Annotated in this window: 18 protein-coding genes; 13 read left to right on the forward strand and 5 right to left on the reverse strand. The window is 52.2% G+C overall.

Going from position 1 to position 16,758, the window contains the following annotated elements; genetic code table 11:
• Window positions 1–35 precede the first annotated feature (35 nt).
• From ACQKE4_RS03665 to ACQKE4_RS03680, 4 genes are all read left to right on the forward strand, one after another.
• A complete protein-coding gene (locus ACQKE4_RS03665) occupies window positions 36–1,226 on the forward strand; it encodes an amino acid ABC transporter permease (protein ID WP_427386947.1) in 1,191 nt (396 codons plus the stop codon).
• A gap of 15 nt (window positions 1,227–1,241) precedes the next feature.
• Entirely contained in the window at window positions 1,242–2,342 is a 1,101-nt protein-coding gene (locus ACQKE4_RS03670; RefSeq protein WP_427386948.1) for an amino acid ABC transporter permease, read from the forward strand.
• A 50-nt stretch (window positions 2,343–2,392) separates the two neighbouring features.
• On the forward strand, window positions 2,393–3,154 hold the full coding sequence (locus ACQKE4_RS03675; RefSeq protein ID WP_427386949.1) for an amino acid ABC transporter ATP-binding protein: 762 nt from the start codon (window positions 2,393–2,395) through the stop codon (window positions 3,152–3,154).
• A gap of 213 nt (window positions 3,155–3,367) precedes the next feature.
• Window positions 3,368–3,760 (forward strand): RidA family protein, encoded by a 393-nt coding sequence (locus ACQKE4_RS03680; protein ID WP_290833368.1) that lies wholly within the window; start codon window positions 3,368–3,370, stop codon window positions 3,758–3,760.
• Here the strand turns inward: ACQKE4_RS03680 and ACQKE4_RS03685 are convergent.
• Window positions 3,757–4,350, reverse strand: coding sequence for a histidine phosphatase family protein (locus ACQKE4_RS03685; protein ID WP_427386950.1), 594 nt, complete (start codon window positions 4,348–4,350; stop codon window positions 3,757–3,759). The two genes, ACQKE4_RS03680 and ACQKE4_RS03685, sit on opposite strands and share 4 nt — an antisense overlap.
• A gap of 190 nt (window positions 4,351–4,540) precedes the next feature.
• Between ACQKE4_RS03685 and phnD the strand changes: the two genes are divergently transcribed.
• The 6 genes from phnD (at window position 4,541) to ACQKE4_RS03715 (ending at window position 10,479) form a co-directional block, all read left to right on the forward strand.
• The gene (gene phnD / locus ACQKE4_RS03690; protein ID WP_427386951.1) at window positions 4,541–5,533 is read left to right on the forward strand and encodes a phosphate/phosphite/phosphonate ABC transporter substrate-binding protein; all 993 of its coding nucleotides are present in this window, start codon (window positions 4,541–4,543) and stop codon (window positions 5,531–5,533) included.
• A 74-nt stretch (window positions 5,534–5,607) separates the two neighbouring features.
• Complete coding sequence (gene phnC / locus ACQKE4_RS03695) at window positions 5,608–6,405, forward strand: phosphonate ABC transporter ATP-binding protein (RefSeq protein WP_427386952.1); 798 nt, start codon at window positions 5,608–5,610, stop codon at window positions 6,403–6,405.
• Complete coding sequence (phnE, locus tag ACQKE4_RS03700; RefSeq protein WP_427386953.1) at window positions 6,392–7,204, forward strand: phosphonate ABC transporter, permease protein PhnE; 813 nt, start codon at window positions 6,392–6,394, stop codon at window positions 7,202–7,204. Before phnC ends, phnE (ACQKE4_RS03700) begins: the two co-directional genes overlap by 14 nt.
• Complete coding sequence (gene phnE / locus ACQKE4_RS03705) at window positions 7,198–8,007, forward strand: phosphonate ABC transporter, permease protein PhnE (RefSeq protein ID WP_427386954.1); 810 nt, start codon at window positions 7,198–7,200, stop codon at window positions 8,005–8,007. The genes phnE (ACQKE4_RS03700) and phnE (ACQKE4_RS03705) overlap by 7 nt, the downstream gene beginning before the upstream one ends.
• Before the next feature lie 92 nt (window positions 8,008–8,099).
• Complete coding sequence (locus tag ACQKE4_RS03710; RefSeq protein WP_427386955.1) at window positions 8,100–8,528, forward strand: host attachment protein; 429 nt, start codon at window positions 8,100–8,102, stop codon at window positions 8,526–8,528.
• Window positions 8,529–8,619: 91 nt separating this feature from the next.
• Window positions 8,620–10,479: a methyl-accepting chemotaxis protein gene (locus tag ACQKE4_RS03715; protein ID WP_427386956.1), complete on the forward strand. Its 1,860-nt coding sequence runs from the start codon at window positions 8,620–8,622 to the stop codon at window positions 10,477–10,479.
• Between the two features lie 4 nt (window positions 10,480–10,483).
• Here the strand turns inward: ACQKE4_RS03715 and ACQKE4_RS03720 are convergent, their stop codons facing one another.
• The gene (locus tag ACQKE4_RS03720) at window positions 10,484–11,410 is read right to left on the reverse strand and encodes a LysR family transcriptional regulator (protein WP_427386957.1); all 927 of its coding nucleotides are present in this window, start codon (window positions 11,408–11,410) and stop codon (window positions 10,484–10,486) included.
• Window positions 11,411–11,591: 181 nt separating this feature from the next.
• On the opposite strand from ACQKE4_RS03720, the gene ACQKE4_RS03725 reads away from it, so the two are divergent.
• Window positions 11,592–12,368, forward strand: a complete 777-nt coding sequence (locus ACQKE4_RS03725) for a ferredoxin--NADP reductase (RefSeq protein ID WP_427386958.1) — start codon at window positions 11,592–11,594, stop codon at window positions 12,366–12,368.
• Between the two features lie 176 nt (window positions 12,369–12,544).
• Here the strand turns inward: ACQKE4_RS03725 and glnK are convergent, their stop codons facing one another.
• The 3 genes from glnK to ACQKE4_RS03740 form a co-directional block, all read right to left on the reverse strand.
• Window positions 12,545–12,883 carry a P-II family nitrogen regulator gene (gene glnK, locus ACQKE4_RS03730; RefSeq protein ID WP_290833388.1) on the reverse strand — a complete coding sequence of 113 codons (339 nt, stop codon included), beginning with the start codon at window positions 12,881–12,883 and terminating at the stop codon, window positions 12,545–12,547.
• A gap of 167 nt (window positions 12,884–13,050) precedes the next feature.
• Window positions 13,051–14,298: an ammonium transporter gene (locus tag ACQKE4_RS03735; RefSeq protein WP_427386959.1), complete on the reverse strand. Its 1,248-nt coding sequence runs from the start codon at window positions 14,296–14,298 to the stop codon at window positions 13,051–13,053.
• An 89-nt stretch (window positions 14,299–14,387) separates the two neighbouring features.
• A complete protein-coding gene (locus ACQKE4_RS03740; protein WP_007112359.1) occupies window positions 14,388–14,726 on the reverse strand; it encodes a P-II family nitrogen regulator in 339 nt (112 codons plus the stop codon).
• A gap of 345 nt (window positions 14,727–15,071) precedes the next feature.
• Here ACQKE4_RS03740 and ACQKE4_RS03745 point away from each other — a divergent pair, with 345 nt between their 5' ends.
• Both ACQKE4_RS03745 and ACQKE4_RS03750 read left to right on the forward strand, forming a co-directional pair.
• The gene (locus ACQKE4_RS03745) at window positions 15,072–15,443 is read left to right on the forward strand and encodes an accessory factor UbiK family protein (protein WP_427386960.1); all 372 of its coding nucleotides are present in this window, start codon (window positions 15,072–15,074) and stop codon (window positions 15,441–15,443) included.
• Between the two features lie 332 nt (window positions 15,444–15,775).
• A complete protein-coding gene (locus tag ACQKE4_RS03750; RefSeq protein WP_427386961.1) occupies window positions 15,776–16,666 on the forward strand; it encodes an ABC transporter substrate-binding protein in 891 nt (296 codons plus the stop codon).
• Window positions 16,667–16,758: the final 92 nt, after the last annotated feature.

Here is a 16,758-nt window from a genome sequence, read left to right on the forward strand (position 1 = left end):
TCTGATTGACCTTGCGTGCAGCGGAGACGCCATCAATGTCTGTAAGACCCAACATTCGCCCCGCCGGCCACAAGCCGCCGTTCTGGCGAGACCGCGCTAAACGCGCACTTATTTTTCAGCTCATTTTAGTCGCCGTTGTTGCGGCTTTCCTGATCTACATTATCGGCAATACCCAAGACAACCTGAATGCCCGGGGGATTACCACTGGCTTTGGCTTCTTAACTAACACAGCTGGCTTTGGTATTGGTCAAACCTTAATCGAGTACTCCTCCCGAAGCAGCTATGGCCGTACGTTCATCATTGGTTTGCTCAACACGCTGCTGGTGGGTGGGTTAGGCGTATTAGCAGCCTCTATTATCGGTTTCATTGTAGGTATTGCGCGGCTATCGCCCAACTGGCTGATTGCTAAGCTGGCAAATGCCTATATCGAAACGTTTCGTAATATCCCACTGCTGCTGCAGATTTTCTTCTGGTATTTCGCGGTTCTGCGCACACTCCCCAGTGCCCGGGATAGTATGGCGTTTGGTGAAGTCATCTTTCTGAATGTTCGTGGGTTGTTCTTACCTGAACCGCTGTTTGAGTCGGGCTTTGGTCTGATTCCCGCGACGCTGATTGCCGCCATCATTGCCAGTATTGCGCTGATCATCTGGAACAAACGACGCCATGAAGCTACCGGCAAGCGCCTGCCTGCAGGCTGGATTTCATTAGCGTTGATTATTGGTCTCCCTATGCTGGTATTGGTGGCCACTGGCGTCCCCATCACATGGGATGTGCCGGAACTTCGCGGTTTTAATTTCCGCGGCGGCATCACTATTATTCCAGAGTTCCTAGCCCTGTGGTTGGCGCTCTCCATCTATACCGCATCGTTTATTGCAGAAATTGTGCGCTCAGGTATCCAGGCTATTCCTCATGGTCAAACGGAAGCCGCACAAGCATTGAGCCTGCCGCGCAAGCTGGTGCTACGGTTAGTGGTGATTCCTCAAGCCATGCGCGTCATCATTCCGCCGCTCACTAGCCAATATCTCAACCTGATTAAAAACTCGTCCCTGGCCACCGCCATCGGCTACCCGGATCTTGTCTCGGTATTTGCCGGCACTACGCTCAACCAAACCGGTCAGGCAATCGAAGTGATTGCGATGACCATGGCGGTTTATCTGATCATCAGCTTGCTGGTGTCCATGTTCATGAACTGGTTCAACGCTCGCGTTGCGCTGGTCGAACGCTAAGCCGGAGGCGACCCAATGATTCACAATACAGAAGTGATTCCCGCACAACCGGCTCCTAAAGGCACCATTGGCCCGATTGCCTGGTTACGTGGCAACTTGTTTAACGGCCCTATCAATAGCTTGTTCACGCTGCTGGGCCTGTATGTGCTGTATCTGCTGGTGGTACCTACGATTCAGTGGGCATTTATTGATGCCGACTGGGTAGGTACCAGCCGCGAAGATTGTTCCCGGGTAGGTGCCTGCTGGGTATTTGTAAACGCGCGGTTCAATCAGTTTATGTACGGGCTCTACCCAAGCAGCGAATATTGGCGCGCCAATATTGTGTTTGGTATGTTCGCCGCGATTATCGCCTGGATGGTGATCCCGCGTTTACCCTTCAAACGCTGGGTAGCGGTGTTCGCGTTGTTGGTGTTCCCGGTGATCGCTTATGTATTGCTACATGGCGGCTACTTCGACCTACCGCGGGTTTCCACACACCGCTGGGGCGGCTTAATGCTGACCCTGCTACTGGCAACCGTGGGGATGGTGGGCGCACTGCCAATTGGTATCGTGCTGGCGCTCGGGCGGCGTTCGAATATGCCGATCGTAAAAAGCTTTTGCGTGATTTTCATCGAGTTTTGGCGCGGCGTACCGCTGATCACCATTCTGTTCATGGCCTCAGTCATGTTGCCGCTATTTTTGCCCACAGGTATGGGCGTTGACCGCCTTGTACGCGCCTTGATCGGCCTTACGCTGTTCCAAAGCGCCTACATGGCTGAAGTTATTCGTGGCGGCCTGCAGGCCATACCCAAAGGCCAGGAAGAGGCTGCAGCGGCATTGGGAATGACGTATTGGAAGCGCATGGGGCTGATTGTGATGCCGCAGGCACTGAAAATGATGATTCCCGGCATCGTCAATACGTTTATCTCGCTGTTTAAAGACACCACCCTGGTGATGATTATCGGGCTGTTTGACCTGTTGGGCATTGTGCAAGCGGCGCTTTCTGACTCGCGTTGGCTGGGCTTCTCGCTAGAGGGCTATGTGTTTGCAGCGTTCGTCTTCTGGATCTTCTGTTTCAGCATGTCGCGCTATAGCCAATACCTAGAACGCAAGCTAAATACCGGCCATAAGCGCTAATGCCGCTTCCCGAATTTTTAACGCCAGGTTTTTTTGAGTAGGATTTCAACATGACACAAGCAGCCACCAACGCCTCTGACCTGATGGTCGAGATGCGCAACGTCAACAAGTGGTACGGCGATTTTCACGTATTGCGTGATATCTACCTGGAAGTAAAGCGCGGCGAACGTATCGTAGTGTGTGGCCCTTCAGGCTCTGGCAAATCAACGCTGATTCGCTGTATCAATCACCTCGAAGAGCATCAAAAAGGTGAAATCGTGGTGGGCGGTATACCGCTGACACAAGATGTGAAGCGTATTGAGCAGATTCGCCGCAGCGTGGGCATGGTATTTCAGCACTTTAACCTGTTCCCCCACTTAACTGTGCTGGAAAACTGCTGTATCGCGCCGATGTGGGTGCAAAAGAAGCCGCGCAAAGAGGCCGAAGCACTGGCCATGGAGTACCTGGAACGCGTACGTATTGCCGAGCAGGCGACTAAGTACCCAGGGCAGCTCTCCGGTGGTCAGCAGCAGCGTGTGGCCATTGCTCGCTCGTTGTGCATGCACCCCGACGTCATGCTATTTGACGAACCCACCTCTGCTCTTGATCCCGAGATGATCAAGGAAGTGCTGGACGTCATGGTTGAGCTAGCGGAAGAGGGTATGACCATGATCTGTGTCACCCACGAAATGGGCTTCGCCAAAAAGGTGGCTGACCGAGTGATCTTTATGGATCAGGGGCAAATCATTGAAGAGAACGCGCCGGAACCATTCTTCAATGACCCACAGTCAGAGCGTACCAAGCTGTTCCTTAGCCAAATACTTGGGCATTAATCCACAGGCCTAACGCCAAAGCAGCTGTTGATAAGTACGTCATTATGGGTCTCAAATGAGGCCCATGATGTTTTAAAAACGTTAAAAATCAGCAAACCACCCACTTGTCATCGCGATCGTAGCGCGGCGATCTTGAGGTTATCCTGCCCCTACAAACAAGATTGCTTCTTCGCTCCGCTCATCGCAATGACATCATTCAAAAAGGATAAGCACATGATTGAAAAGCTCTTTATTGACCGTGCGCCGCAGCCTATTGCGCCCTTTTCCCACGCCTGCCGTGTGGGCGACTTGGTATTTATCACCGGGCAAATGCCAACGGTGCCTGAAACTAACGAAATGCTCTTGGGCACCTTCACCGAGCAGACCCATCGCGTGATGCAAAACCTGGCCATTGTGCTGGAGGAAGTGGGTAGCGCATTTGAGTACGTGGTGCAGTCTCGGGTGTTTATTACCAATATGGGCCACTTCGAAGAAGTGAATAAAGTTTACGCCAGCTACTTTCCCCAGCCGCTGCCCACACGCACCTGCATTGGTGTTACCGGCTTGGCTGGCGGCGCCGATGTGGAAGTCGATATGATTGCCTGGATTCCACCCAGTAAAGACTAAATACCCACTTGGATAATGTTGGCCGGCAGTAACGCTTTCTGCTCACGGTGCTGGGAAAGCGGCTTATTAGCCAGCGACGTGAGCAGAATTTGCAATGGATCCCCATGGCTGACCAGCACAATAGTTTCACCACTCACTTTCTGCTCCCACTCCTCAATGACCGCACGCATGCGCCCTGCCACTGCGCTTAACGCTTCTACTTGGCGGTTAGTGTGCTCGGCATCTTCGGCATCCATCGCCCACACCCCAGGATAGCGATCATCACCCTGCCCCTCTAACTCGCCAAAATGGCGTTCGCGTAAGCGTATATCCACGCTAGGCACCAATTCAAACCTGGCGGCCACACGGGCGGCCGTTTGGCTGGTGCGCAAAAAATCCGAATGCACTACGTGTGTTGGCACGGGCCACGGCCAATCTGCCACTAGCTGGGCAAGTTGTTGCTCACCCAGTTCGGAAAGACCAAAGGCCGTAATGCCCCGTTCTGGTGAACTAACGATGACACCCTGTTGATTGGCTTGGCTATGACCATGGCGCATTAGTAAATAGCGGTTACGCCAATGGTCGGAAGGTACCTGGAAAGTATTTGACATAAGTTTGTCATAAACCCTAGATTGGAGGTGTCTGTTTTCGAAAATAACCATCCTTCGCGCTAAATGTCCACTTACGAAACATTTTATGCTCTCTAAGTGGATAAAACGCAGCGAAGGGAACACGGCGAAGTAAGCATTTAGAATACAAAATCAGCTTGAACACAAAAATAACGCACAAATGAGGCTCAACATGGCAACTGCATTTTTCCACAAGCGTCCACTTGCGATGCTCACCGCTACATCCCTCTTGCCACTAGCACTGCTATCGTCCCCTGCCTTTGCTGAATGCGAGCGCGGTGATCTGGATGCGATCTATTGTGATGAAGATGGCGATATGGTCGCTGACCGCCCTACCGATGAATCCGAGTGGGTTAACCCCGACACGCTGATTTTCGCTTATACTCCCGTTGAAGACCCTGCCATCTATACCGATATCTGGCAGCCGTTTATCGATCACCTTGCTGAAGTGACCGAGCGCGACGTGCGCTTCTTTGCGGTGCAATCAAATGCCGCGCAGGTAGAAGCCATGCGCAGCGGGCGACTGCATATCGCCGGTTTCTCAACAGGGCCTACGCCTTTTGCGGTTAACCTAGCGGGTGCGGTGCCCTTTGCCTTAATGGGCTCTGACGACGGCCAATTTGGTTATACCCTACAGCTGTTTACCCACGCCGACTCCGATATTCATGAGCTGGAAGACCTTAAGGGTAAACGCGTTGCTCACACCTCGCCTACCTCTAACTCTGGCAACCTAGCGCCCCGCGCGCTGCTGCCAGAGCTCGGCATCACCCCTGACGAAGACTACGAAGTGGTCTACTCCGGCAGCCATGACCAATCCATGCTCGGGGTAGTGGCCCAAGACTACGATGCTGCCCCGGTAGCCTCAGAAGTAGTGGATCGCATGGCAGCACGTGGTCTTTATGATGAAGAAGATGTACGCCTGGTCTACGAATCTGATCGCTTCCCCACTACCTCTTACAACTATGCCCATAATTTGCACCCGGATTTGGTCGAAAAAATCGAAGAGGCTTTTTTCAGCTTTGATTTTGTCGGTACCGAGCTTGGTGAAGAGTTTGAAGGCGTCGAGAAATTCATCCCGATCAACTACCAGGATAACTGGCAGGTGATTCGTACCATCCAAGCGGCGAATAACGTGCGTTACACGCCCGAAAACCTGGAAGAGTAAAACCTGAGTTCAAGCAATAAGTGCAGCACCGCCACCGGCGGTGCGGTTATTTATTCGACGATGGAAGCGAACACATGCTGGAAATTACGAATCTGGTCAAACGTTATGGCCATGATGAAGCCGTGCTTAAAGGGCTAGACCTCAAGGTAGAGGGCAACAGCGTTGTTTCTATCGTTGGTGCCTCGGGTGCCGGCAAGAGCACCATGCTGAGGTGTATCAATCGGCTGGTCGAACCAACCTCCGGCTCTATCAAGCTTAACGGCACTGAGCTGGTGAACTTGAAAGGGGGCGACTTACGCCGCGCGCGGCGCAAAATTGGCATGGTGTTCCAAGGCTTTAACCTGCTGGATCGGTTAACGGTAATGGAGAACGTGCTGGCTGGGCGATTAGGCTACGTCAATCTCTATCAAGCAATTTCCCGCCGCTACCCCCAGGCCGACATCGAACGCGCCTTTGTGTTGATGGAGCGGGTTGGCATTGCCCACTACGCCAACAAGCGAGCCGATGAGCTTTCCGGCGGCGAGCGCCAGCGAGTCGGCGTTGTGCGCGCACTGATGCAAGAGCCGGAAGTACTACTTGCCGATGAGCCCACTGCCTCGCTTGACCCGCGTACTTCTGAACAAATTATGATTCTGCTGCAAAGCCTGGCCAGCGAGCTTTCACTGCCGGTGCTGATTAATATTCATAACGTTGCTCAGGCTAAAACCTATACCGAGCGGATTGTCGGCTTACGCCACGGCAAGATGATTTTCGATGGCGCGCCTGCTGACTTCAACAAAGAGGCACTAGACGCCATCTACGGCGGCATTGAAGCGCCGGATGAGTCAGTTGCCGATACGCCAGCGGAGGAGCGCTCCCATGACTCCGCCTGACGCTCACACGTCCGTGCCTCGCACCTGGAAGAAACCCCCGTTTATTGCTAACCCTTTGCTGCGTTATGGCTTGATCGTGATCGCGGTAGTTTATCTGGTGTGGGCATTTGGCTCGCTACCGTTTAACTGGGCGCGTATTTCTGAAGGTTTACCTCGCGCAGCACGTATTTTTAGCGGTGGGTTTCCACCCAACCTTGAACGCTACGGGCTGTTGATTACCGGCTTTAAAGAGAGTTTTCAAATCGCCATTTTGGCCACGCTGCTGGGGGTTTTCCTCTCGATACCTTTTGCCGTGATGGCTGCACGCAATATTGCTCCGATGCCGATTTATATCATTGGACGGGCGGTGATTATTGTATCGCGTAGTTTCCACCCAGTGATCGTGGCCATCCTGTTTGTGGCCGCCGTCGGGTTTGGCCCACTAGCAGGCATTCTCACACTAACCCTCTATTCGATTGGCTTTGTCGGCAAACTACTTGCCGAAGAGATCGAAGAGATTGATTGGGGTCAAGTAGAGGCAATGAAGGCCGCCGGCGCTGGCTATATCGCCATCCTGTATTACGCGGTATTCCCACAAATATTGCCACGCCAAGTGGGCCTTTCCATGTATCAACTGGACAGCAACCTACGCGCCTCAGCGGTGGTCGGCATTGTGGGTGCAGGCGGTATTGGTGGCACCTTAATGAATGCCTTTGGACGCTACGACTACGATTTCGCCTTTGCGATTTTGCTCATTATCATCGCGGTCATTTTGCTCAGCGAAGGTATTAGCGGCTGGGTAAGGAAAAAAATATGGTAGATCATGCACAGCAGCTTGCCGACCGGGTTTGGCAACGCTACGACCGCAAACAGCGCCTTATTCGCTATGCCGTTCTTTTAGCCACCTTGATGGTGGTGGTATGGGCAGTACGCGATATTGATATCTTCTGGCCCTGGGTATGGGATGCGCCTAATCAAATTTCTGGGCTTGGCGGGCGCATGTGGCCACCCAGTGCTGCCGGACTAAACGGCATTATTGCGGCCTTAATTGAGACCGTGCATATCGCCACTCTGGCTACCTTCTTAACGATTTTTTTAGCCCTGCCGGTCGCCTTTATTGCCGCACAAAACACCACGCCCAATAGGGCCTGCTTGTGGCTGGGGCGCTTTATCCTGGTCTCTAGCCGCTCGGTAAACACCATCATCTGGGCACTGCTGTTCGTGGCGATTTTCGGCCCTGGCGTGCTCGCAGGCATTCTCGCCATCGTGTTTCGATCCATCGGCTTTATCGGCAAGCTTATGGGCGAAGCGATAGAGGAGATTGACCGCAAGCCGGTAGAAGCGATGGAAGCCACCGGTGCCTCCAAGGCCAAGGTGATTGCCTACGCGATTGTGCCCCAAGTGATGCCCGCTTTCTTTGCCATTGTGATACTGCGTTGGGACATCAATATCCGCGAATCAACCGTATTAGGGTTAGTGGGAGCAGGCGGTATCGGGGTTATTTTGCAGGGTGCGATTGATACCTTCGCCTGGCCTACCGTGGCCACCATCTTGATTGCCATCATCGTACTGGTACTGATTGGCGAAGCGATCACCAGTGTTCTGCGCAGCAAAGTACTGTAGCCCGCTTTACTTAAGCAGGGGCAAGCGTTTGACCTAGCGCCAAACGCTTGCCATGGTTAGATGACCATCAACGACATGGAGTATGCACAACGATGACAACCTATATCGTGGTAGCCGACGCCGCTCGTGCACGTATTTTTACCCGTGATGCCTTAACGCTAGCGGAGCAAGAGAGCATGGTTCACACCGAAGGACGTCTGCACGAAGGTGACTTGGTCACCGATAGTCGCGGCGATGTGCACGAGTCGATGTCCACTACCTCGCGCTCGGCAGGCCAGGAGAACTCAGCCTCAAAACACGAAAACGAGCTATTTGCCAAAAAGGTCGCTCAACGTCTTTATAGCGCTCGAGTAGATAACAGCATGGAGAAGCTGATCATGGTTGCGCCGCCCAAGTTCTTGGGCCTGCTGCGTGAAAAGCTTGATGGCCCTACGCAGAAGCTTGTGATTCACTCCCTCTCGAAAGACCTGAGTAAAGCCTCGCTAGCAGATATACAGCACGCTGTTAGCGATTTGCGTTAGACGCTATATATTCCCAACCTGTTAATTAATCTAAAGTAGTTGTCGCTCTCGCCGATATTCATATGACATTCCGATGAAGACGAGAGCGACTATGTTTTCTACTTTACGTGCACGTATCTTGCTAGCCGCCCTGACGGCCATTGTCCTAGCGCTCGTCATCAATGGCATTGCCAGCTACACCACCGTTAAACACCACAATAATCAACAGATCAGCCGCAACCTCAGCGCTGTAGTGAACGGTAACACTCAGGCCCTCAACGAGTGGTTTAATGCCCGTTTCACCATGCTTGCAAGCATGGAAGAGGCCGTGACAAGCGATGCTCCTCTTGCCGCAATGCGCCAGCTTGCCGTTTCAGGTGACTTTATGACGGCTTATATCGCTTACCCGAATACTTCTGAAGCTTTTTTTTCTGATGACTGGCAGCCTCCAAGCGATTACGATCCCCGCCAGCGTCCTTGGTACCAAGACGCTGTGAGCGCACAAGACACTATCATCACTGCGCCTTATGAAGATGCTCAAACAGGTGGATTGATTGTTACTTTTGCCCGCCCTTACTACCAAAATGGTGAGCTTGCAGCAGTTATTGGGGGTGATATTGCCATCAATGATGTGGTTGATATTGTGTCCAACATTGCTCCCACGCCCTCTAGCTTTGCCTTTTTAACCACGGAAGATGGCACTTTAATCGCTCACCCTGATGCCAATCTCACTCTTGAACCCTCCACCATATTAAGCAGCGCTCTCACCACTTCCAAACTGCAACAGATGATTCAGGCAGATAGTCCACAGGCCTTATCGCTTCAAAACAGCGACAAACTCTTGATGGGCAGCGATGTAGGAGGAAGCAGCGGCTGGCAGTTAGTTGTGGCTTTGGATGAAAAAGAAGCAACCGCAGGCCTACGTGCCATCGCCACAACGTCAATTGTGACGTTGCTAATTGTCGCAGTTATAACCGCACTGGTATTTGGGCTGCTGCTTTCACTGCTACTACGCCGCTTATTAGTGGCACGTGACGCAATGGACAACATTGCATCAGGAGAAGGTGATTTAACCCAGAGACTGCCTGAAGAGGGCAATGATGAAGTCACTCAGATTGCCAGCGCCTTCAACCGCTTTGTGGGCAAAATGGAAGCTGTTTTAATCGATGTGCGCACTAGCAGCGAATCAGTTCACCACGCGGCCAATGAAATCGCGATGGGTGGTCAGGATTTATCCCGACGTACCGATAACGCGGCCGCTAGCTTGCAGCAAACGTCTGCCTCGATTGAAGAAATCACTAGCACTGTTCAACACACAGCTGCCTCGGCCCAGGAAGCCAACAAGCTCTCTCAAACCGCTTCAGAAGTAGCCAACGAAGGTGGAAAAGTGGTGGCGAATGTTGTGACCACCATGGAAGGTATCACTCAAGCCTCTGACAAAATCGGTAATATCGTCACCCTCATGAACAGCATTGCCTTTCAAACCAACCTCTTGGCACTCAATGCTTCGGTAGAAGCAGCCCGTGCGGGTGAACATGGGCGCGGCTTTGCAGTAGTGGCCGATGAAGTACGTAAACTCGCTGGACGCAGCAGCGAAGCGGCTAACGATATTCAAAAGCTAATTGAAGACTCCCAAACCAGAGTGAATAACGGCACCACATTAGTGCGCAATGCAGGCGCGACCATGGATAATATCGTCGCGCATATTACTCGGGTGAGGGATGTTCTAGAGGAAATTAATGCCGCTACCCGTGAGCAGAGCGATGGTATTAATCAGGTCAATATTGCCGTTGCCGAACTCGATCGTATGACCCAGGAAAACGCTGCCATGGTGGAAGAGTCCACCACTGCGGCCGAGCAGTTGAAAGAACAGGCGGATCACCTGTCAGGCACGATTAGTAGCTTCAAGCTGTCTCAACATCCCGCTGCACCGCTAACATTAAATTCGCAAAAAGCCATATCAGCCTATTAATTCACTAAGGAATCGGCGGTAGCACTATATCGTCGCTACGCTTGGCACCGGCGGTCATCTCTCGGCAAAGCCTTAGGAACTCACGCACGCCGGTGGTCAGATACTTATGGCGATGCCAGATAAACGTAAATTGACGTTTTAGATCCAACTCCGGCGTGGGCAGTGGCACTAAGCTGCCACGCCGGAACGCATCACGTAAGGCTAAGCGCGAGACGCAGCCAATCCCCAAGCCTGACTCCACCGCGCGTTTAATACCTTCGGTATGCTCAAGCTCCAGCAAGGTGTTAAAGCGGCTGCGGCGGTGCCGTGCGGCGTGCTCCAACGTCATGCGCGTGCCAGACCCCTCTTCGCGCATTATCCAGTCCTCACGCAGCAATTGCTCAAGCTCAAGGTGTTCACGGCCCGCGAGCGGGTGGCGTGGTGAGCAAAACACGCACAGCTCATCCTCAACCCACGGCTGACTGATGATCATATCGTCGTCACACTGCCCTTCAATTAACCCCAAATCCAGCGAGTGCTGACGGACGCCTTCGATAATATGGCGCGTATTGCGCACCGCTAAGCGCACCCGGCTACCGGGATGGCGCTGCATAAAGTCGCTAATGAGCAGTGTGGCCAAATAGTTACCAATGGTCAGAGTAGCGCCGACATCGAGCGTACCGACCCCTTGCTGCCCGCGCAGCAGCTCTTCAATCTCTTCACCACGGTCAAGCAGTGCCACCGCTTTGGGCAGCAGTTGAAAGCCGAGCGCATTTAATTTTAGGCGCTTGCCAATACGATCTAGCAATTGGCAATCAAACTGACGTTCAAGCTCTGCAAGCGCCGTGCTGGTCGCCGATTGAGACATGGAGAGCGCCCGGGCCGCATGGGAGACACTCTCATGTTGAGCGACCGCCACGAAGACCTCTAATTGCCGCAGGGTATAGTGCATCAATATGACCTATATTTAAGAGCTATATCTATTCTACAGATAAGTGTTATCACTATAATTCACTTAACAGATATACCATTCATTGCTTAGAATTACTGACAACAGATTTACTATTTTTTATTCTTTTTAGGAATATGATCGACGCAGTGTAACGCTCGCGTCGTCTAATGGAGAAAACGGCATGAGTAAGTTTGCTCTGGAAGAAGTGCTTAGCGTTCACCACTGGAACGATACATTGTTCAGCTTCCGCACCACTCGCGAACGCAGCCTGCGCTTCAAAACCGGCCAATTTGTCATGATTGGTTTGGAAGTGAATGGCAAGCCGTTGATGCGTGCTTACTCGATTGCTAGCCCCAACTACGAAGATCATCTTGAGTTTTTCAGCATCAAGGTACCTGATGGCCCGCTTACCTCACGCCTTCAGCACTTAAAAGTGGGCGATCAGATTATGGTTAGCCGCAAGCCCACTGGCACCCTGGTTACCGACGACCTGCTACCTGGCCGCAACCTGTATATGCTTTCGACCGGTACAGGCTTGGCGCCATTTATGAGCTTGATTCAAGACCCCGACGTTTACGAGCGCTATGAGAAAATCGTACTGATTCACGGCGTGCGCGAAGTCTCTGAGCTGGCTTACGCCGATTTCATCACTAAAGAGCTGCCCGCCCATGAGTACCTGGGTGAAGAGGTGACTGAAAAGCTGGTGTACTACCCCACCGTTACTCGTGAAGAGTTTCATACCATGGGGCGCCTGACAGACCATATCCGTTCGGGCAAACTGTTCGAAGATACCGGCTTGCCGCCTATCGATCCACGCCAAGACCGCGCAATGATTTGTGGTAGCCCGGCAATGTTGGACGATACAAGCGCTCTGCTTGACGAGCTGGGTTTGAATATCTCACCGCGTATGGGCGAACCGGGCGACTACGTCATCGAGCGTGCGTTTGTGGAGAAGTGAGGCGTAAATGGTGAGTGGTGAGTGGTGAGTGGTGAGTGGTGAGTAGAAAAAATTCTCGCTACTACCATGATCGCATCATTAATACAAAGCCCCTGCTGGAGATGATCCACAGGGGCTTTGTGCCACTTACCACTCACAACTTACTACTCACTACTTACCATTCACCCTTCACCTATTTAAACCGCGTCTTTACCCGTTTCGCCAGTACGGATACGAATTACCTGTTCAAGTGGCATAACGAAGATTTTACCGTCGCCAATTTTACCTGTGTTAGCGACCTGAGTGATCGCATCAATCACTTGGTCAGCCATATCATCGTCTACCGCTACTTCAAGCTTCACTTTGGGCAGAAAGTCCACCACATATTCCGCGCCGCGATACAGTTCGGTGTGCCCTTTTTGGCGTCCAAAACCTTTCACTTCCGTTACCGTTATACCTTGCACACCGATATCGGAGAGCGACTCGCGCACATCGTCGAGTTTAAACGGCTTGATAATAGCTGTGATTAATTTCATTGCGATATCCTCTAACTGGGTGGCCATGATGGGGTCGGGTTCTACGATTGCTGTACTGCAACCGATCACCGCTAACCAACAGCATACACCGCTATCGGCAGAGAATAAAAAAGCCTCCCCCGAAGGGGAGGCCAGGAAGAGCATCCAGCTCTTGCTTTAGTATCAACTTACTTTTTAACACCAAACTCTGGGTAGGCCTCAAGACCACACTCAGCGATATCGACACCTTCATACTCATCTTCTTCGCTAACCCGCACACCCATTACCGCTTTGATGATCATCCACACCACGAGGCTTGCCAGGAAGACCCAGGCGAAGATACCAGCGATACCGATAATTTGAGCACCAAAAGTAGCGTCGGCATTATTCAATGGCACTGCCAGCACACCCCAAATACCTACAACACCGTGTACTGAGATAGCACCCACCGGATCATCTAGTTTCAACTTATCAAGCGTTACGATGGCAGCAACAACAATCAAACCACCAATCGCACCGATAATCGCAGCGCTTAGTGCAGAAGGCGATAGTGGGTCGGCGGTAATCGCAACAAGGCCTGCCAGCGCGCCGTTCAGTGCCATAGTGAGGTCGGCTTTACGGAACCACAGCTTGGCCAAAATCAGAGCAGCAATGACACCACCTGCCGCAGCGGCGTTAGTGTTTACAAATACTTGCGCAACGTTGTTAGCGGATCCGATATCGGACATTTTTAGCTCAGAGCCACCATTAAAGCCGAACCAGCCCATCCATAGAATCAGGGTACCCAGCGCAGCCAGAGGCATGTTGGCACCAGGAATCGCGTGGATAGAGCCATCTTTACCATATTTGCCTTTACGCGGACCAAGAACCAGGACACCTGCTAGTGCCGCGGAAGCACCCGCCATATGAACAATGCCCGAACCAGCGTAATCAGAGTAACCAACGGCATCTATCCAGCCGCCACCCCAAGTCCAGTAGCCAGAGACTGGATAAATCACCGCGGTCATCACAACAGCAAAGACCAGGAACGACCACAGCTTCATACGCTCAGCAACGGCACCAGAGACGATCGACATGGCCGTCGCAACGAACACAACCTGGAAGAAGAAGTCGGCACGCATGGAGTAGTAAGGAGCGTCATCACCGCCCGCAGTAACTGCATCAACGCTGTTCTCGGTGCCAATCAAGAAACCCAAATTAGGCAAGATACCGCCCTCACCGCTTGAGTACATGATGAAGTAGCCCACCAGCAAATACATGGTGCAGGCAATCGCAAACAGCGAGATGTTTTTAGTTAGAATTTCAGCGGTGTTCTTAGAGCGCACCATGCCCGCTTCGAGCATTGAGAAGCCAGCGGCCATCCACATGACCAGCACGCCGCAAATTAAGAAGTAAAAGGTGTCGAGCGCGTAGCTCAACTCTGTAAACTCGTTCATTGTCTGTTCCCCGTTGCACTATGCAAGCTGTACTAAGAAAAGTTCTACTGAGAAGAGTTGGACTAACAACAGAGTCCGGTTAACTGTGTTTAAACAGCGTCAGCGCCGCGCTCGCCGGTACGGATACGAATCACATCTTCCAGCGGTGTTACAAACACTTTGCCGTCACCGATCTTGCCGCTGTTAGCCGCGCTACAGATCGCATCTAGCACACTTTCCAACCGGGCATCGTCAACAGCGACTTCAACTTTTACCTTGGGTAGAAAGTCGACCACATACTCGGCACCGCGATACAACTCGGTATGCCCTTTCTGGCGGCCAAAGCCTTTTACTTCGGTTACCGTAATGCCCTGTACGCCGTTGTCGGCTAGCGCCTCACGAACGTCGTCGAGCTTGAATGGCTTGATGATAGCGGTGATGAGTTTCATCCCGGATCTCCCTGCTGGATAAGTCCTGCTAGATTAGTAGCGGCACAGCCGCCAGAATAAGCACCTGAACCGTTAATGCGCATACTGTGCCAGCCGTTTTTTTTTACTTATAAGTCAGCCAATTAGCCGCAACATTGAGGGTTTTACAGCCTTTCCCCAGATCAAACCTACGTTCGCAACACGGCTTATGCACCAAAAAAGAGCGTAAGAAAAAGTAGCCTGCTTCATTTCGATGCAGAAAGCACTTTGACAGTAATCGCAGACGATACATGCGAACTTGCCAACTGTTGCGTATCCTTACAGGCAAGCAGTTCATTTTTATATATGACCATTTAGGAGAGAAACATGGCGCCTCAAGACCGCATTAGCCGCCTGGCTCAACAGATCGGCGACCGTTTACAGAATGCCTCCCAAGCGCCGGAAGATATTCAGAAGGGCGTACAGCAAGTCGTCCGTGGCGCCTTTGACCGCCTTGAGCTGGTCTCACGGGAGGATTTTGATATTTTGATGGACGTACTGCAGCGTACGCGCTCACGAGTAGAGGCACTGGAGCGCCAGGTCGCGAATCTTGAAGCCACGGTAGAAGCGTCGGTAGCCACCACAGCCACGCCAATGGAGGCCGAAGTACCGCCGGTACCTACTCCAGAACCCTCTTCAGAAGCTTCTCAAGAAGCCTCTCAAACACCAAACAGCGATGAAGACACCAAGCCCGTTTAAATATGGGTGATCAGTCAGCGGCAATAGAGGCTCTATAATTGCCGCTGGTTAAATCATTAAAGGCACCAAGAAAGAGCAAGCGAAGATAAATAAACAATTTACGTGCAGCTGTTAGAACAGATGTCTTATTAGTAAATACAAATGCTCCAAATTGATGCACCCCTCACCGGATAGCTAACTCCCTACTATTCCCAGCGTCGTTTACTATCAAAAATGTGATCTTTATCCAAGCCATGGCTATTTACCTGCTTTTTCAGCTAAATTCTGATTTGCAAACAATAAACATTATCGTTTAAATACATCTCTTATTTTTTGGATGGCTTTTCCTAACCATGCGCCGCACCACCCTGCTTGCTTTCCTCGCCCGATGTGGTCTATACGCGGTATGCCTGCTGCCGTTTACCAGCGCCCAGGCCCAGTGGGCAGCGGTCGACTGGACCATTGCTGAAACGTTGCTGGCAATTGATGCGCCTGTAGGAAGCGTCGCCCAGCAGAGTGATTACCACCAATGGGTGGGCGAGCCGCGGATCCCCAGCAGTGCCACCGACATGGGGCTACGCACCCAGCCCAATTTCGAACTGCTGGCCCAAGTGCCGCCTGAACAGACGCTCATTTCTTCAATGTTCGCCGGTTTAACACCGCGCCTGGAGCGAATAGCGCCAGTCTCTTCGTTCGCGCTCTACTCCCCCGGTACCGATACCTGGCAAGAGATGCAGACCCTTACCCGCCAGTTGGGCGAATTAACCGAGCGCCAACCTCAGGCAGAAGCGCTGATTGCCCAAACCCAAGAGTTAATGACTAGCCTGCGCGAAACCCGGCCCCCCTCACAGGCAGAAAACGCGCCACTGCTGATGGTGCAGTTTATGGATGCTCGCCACGTACGCGTGTTTGGAGAAAATAGCTTATACAACGCCGTGCTGGAGCAGCTCGACCTTCCCAATGCCTGGGATCAACCCACCAACGACTGGGGGTTTGCGTTAGTGGGAATTGAAGCGCTGGCCCGCTATTCTGAGGCAACGCTTGTCATTATCGACCCGTTGCCCGCCGGGGTCGAAGAGCAACTGGCCAAGAGTGGTCTATGGCAGCAGCTACCCAGCGTGAAACACAACCATCTACTTCGCCTACCACCAGTATGGAGCTTTGGCGCGCTACCCTCCGCCCAGCGCTTTGCCCGGGAACTGACGATAGCGTTGGAGGCACACGATACCGTCCTATCAGACTAAATTGACCAGCAGCAAATACGCTAAGCGCTAGATTTATATTGCAAAGGTAAAGTAGAGTTAGATACGAAGCAGGTAATTTAGCGAGGGAATGC

Source organism: Halomonas sp. NPDC076908 (assembly GCF_050269715.1).
In the GTDB taxonomy this organism is placed as follows: domain Bacteria; phylum Pseudomonadota; class Gammaproteobacteria; order Pseudomonadales; family Halomonadaceae; genus Vreelandella.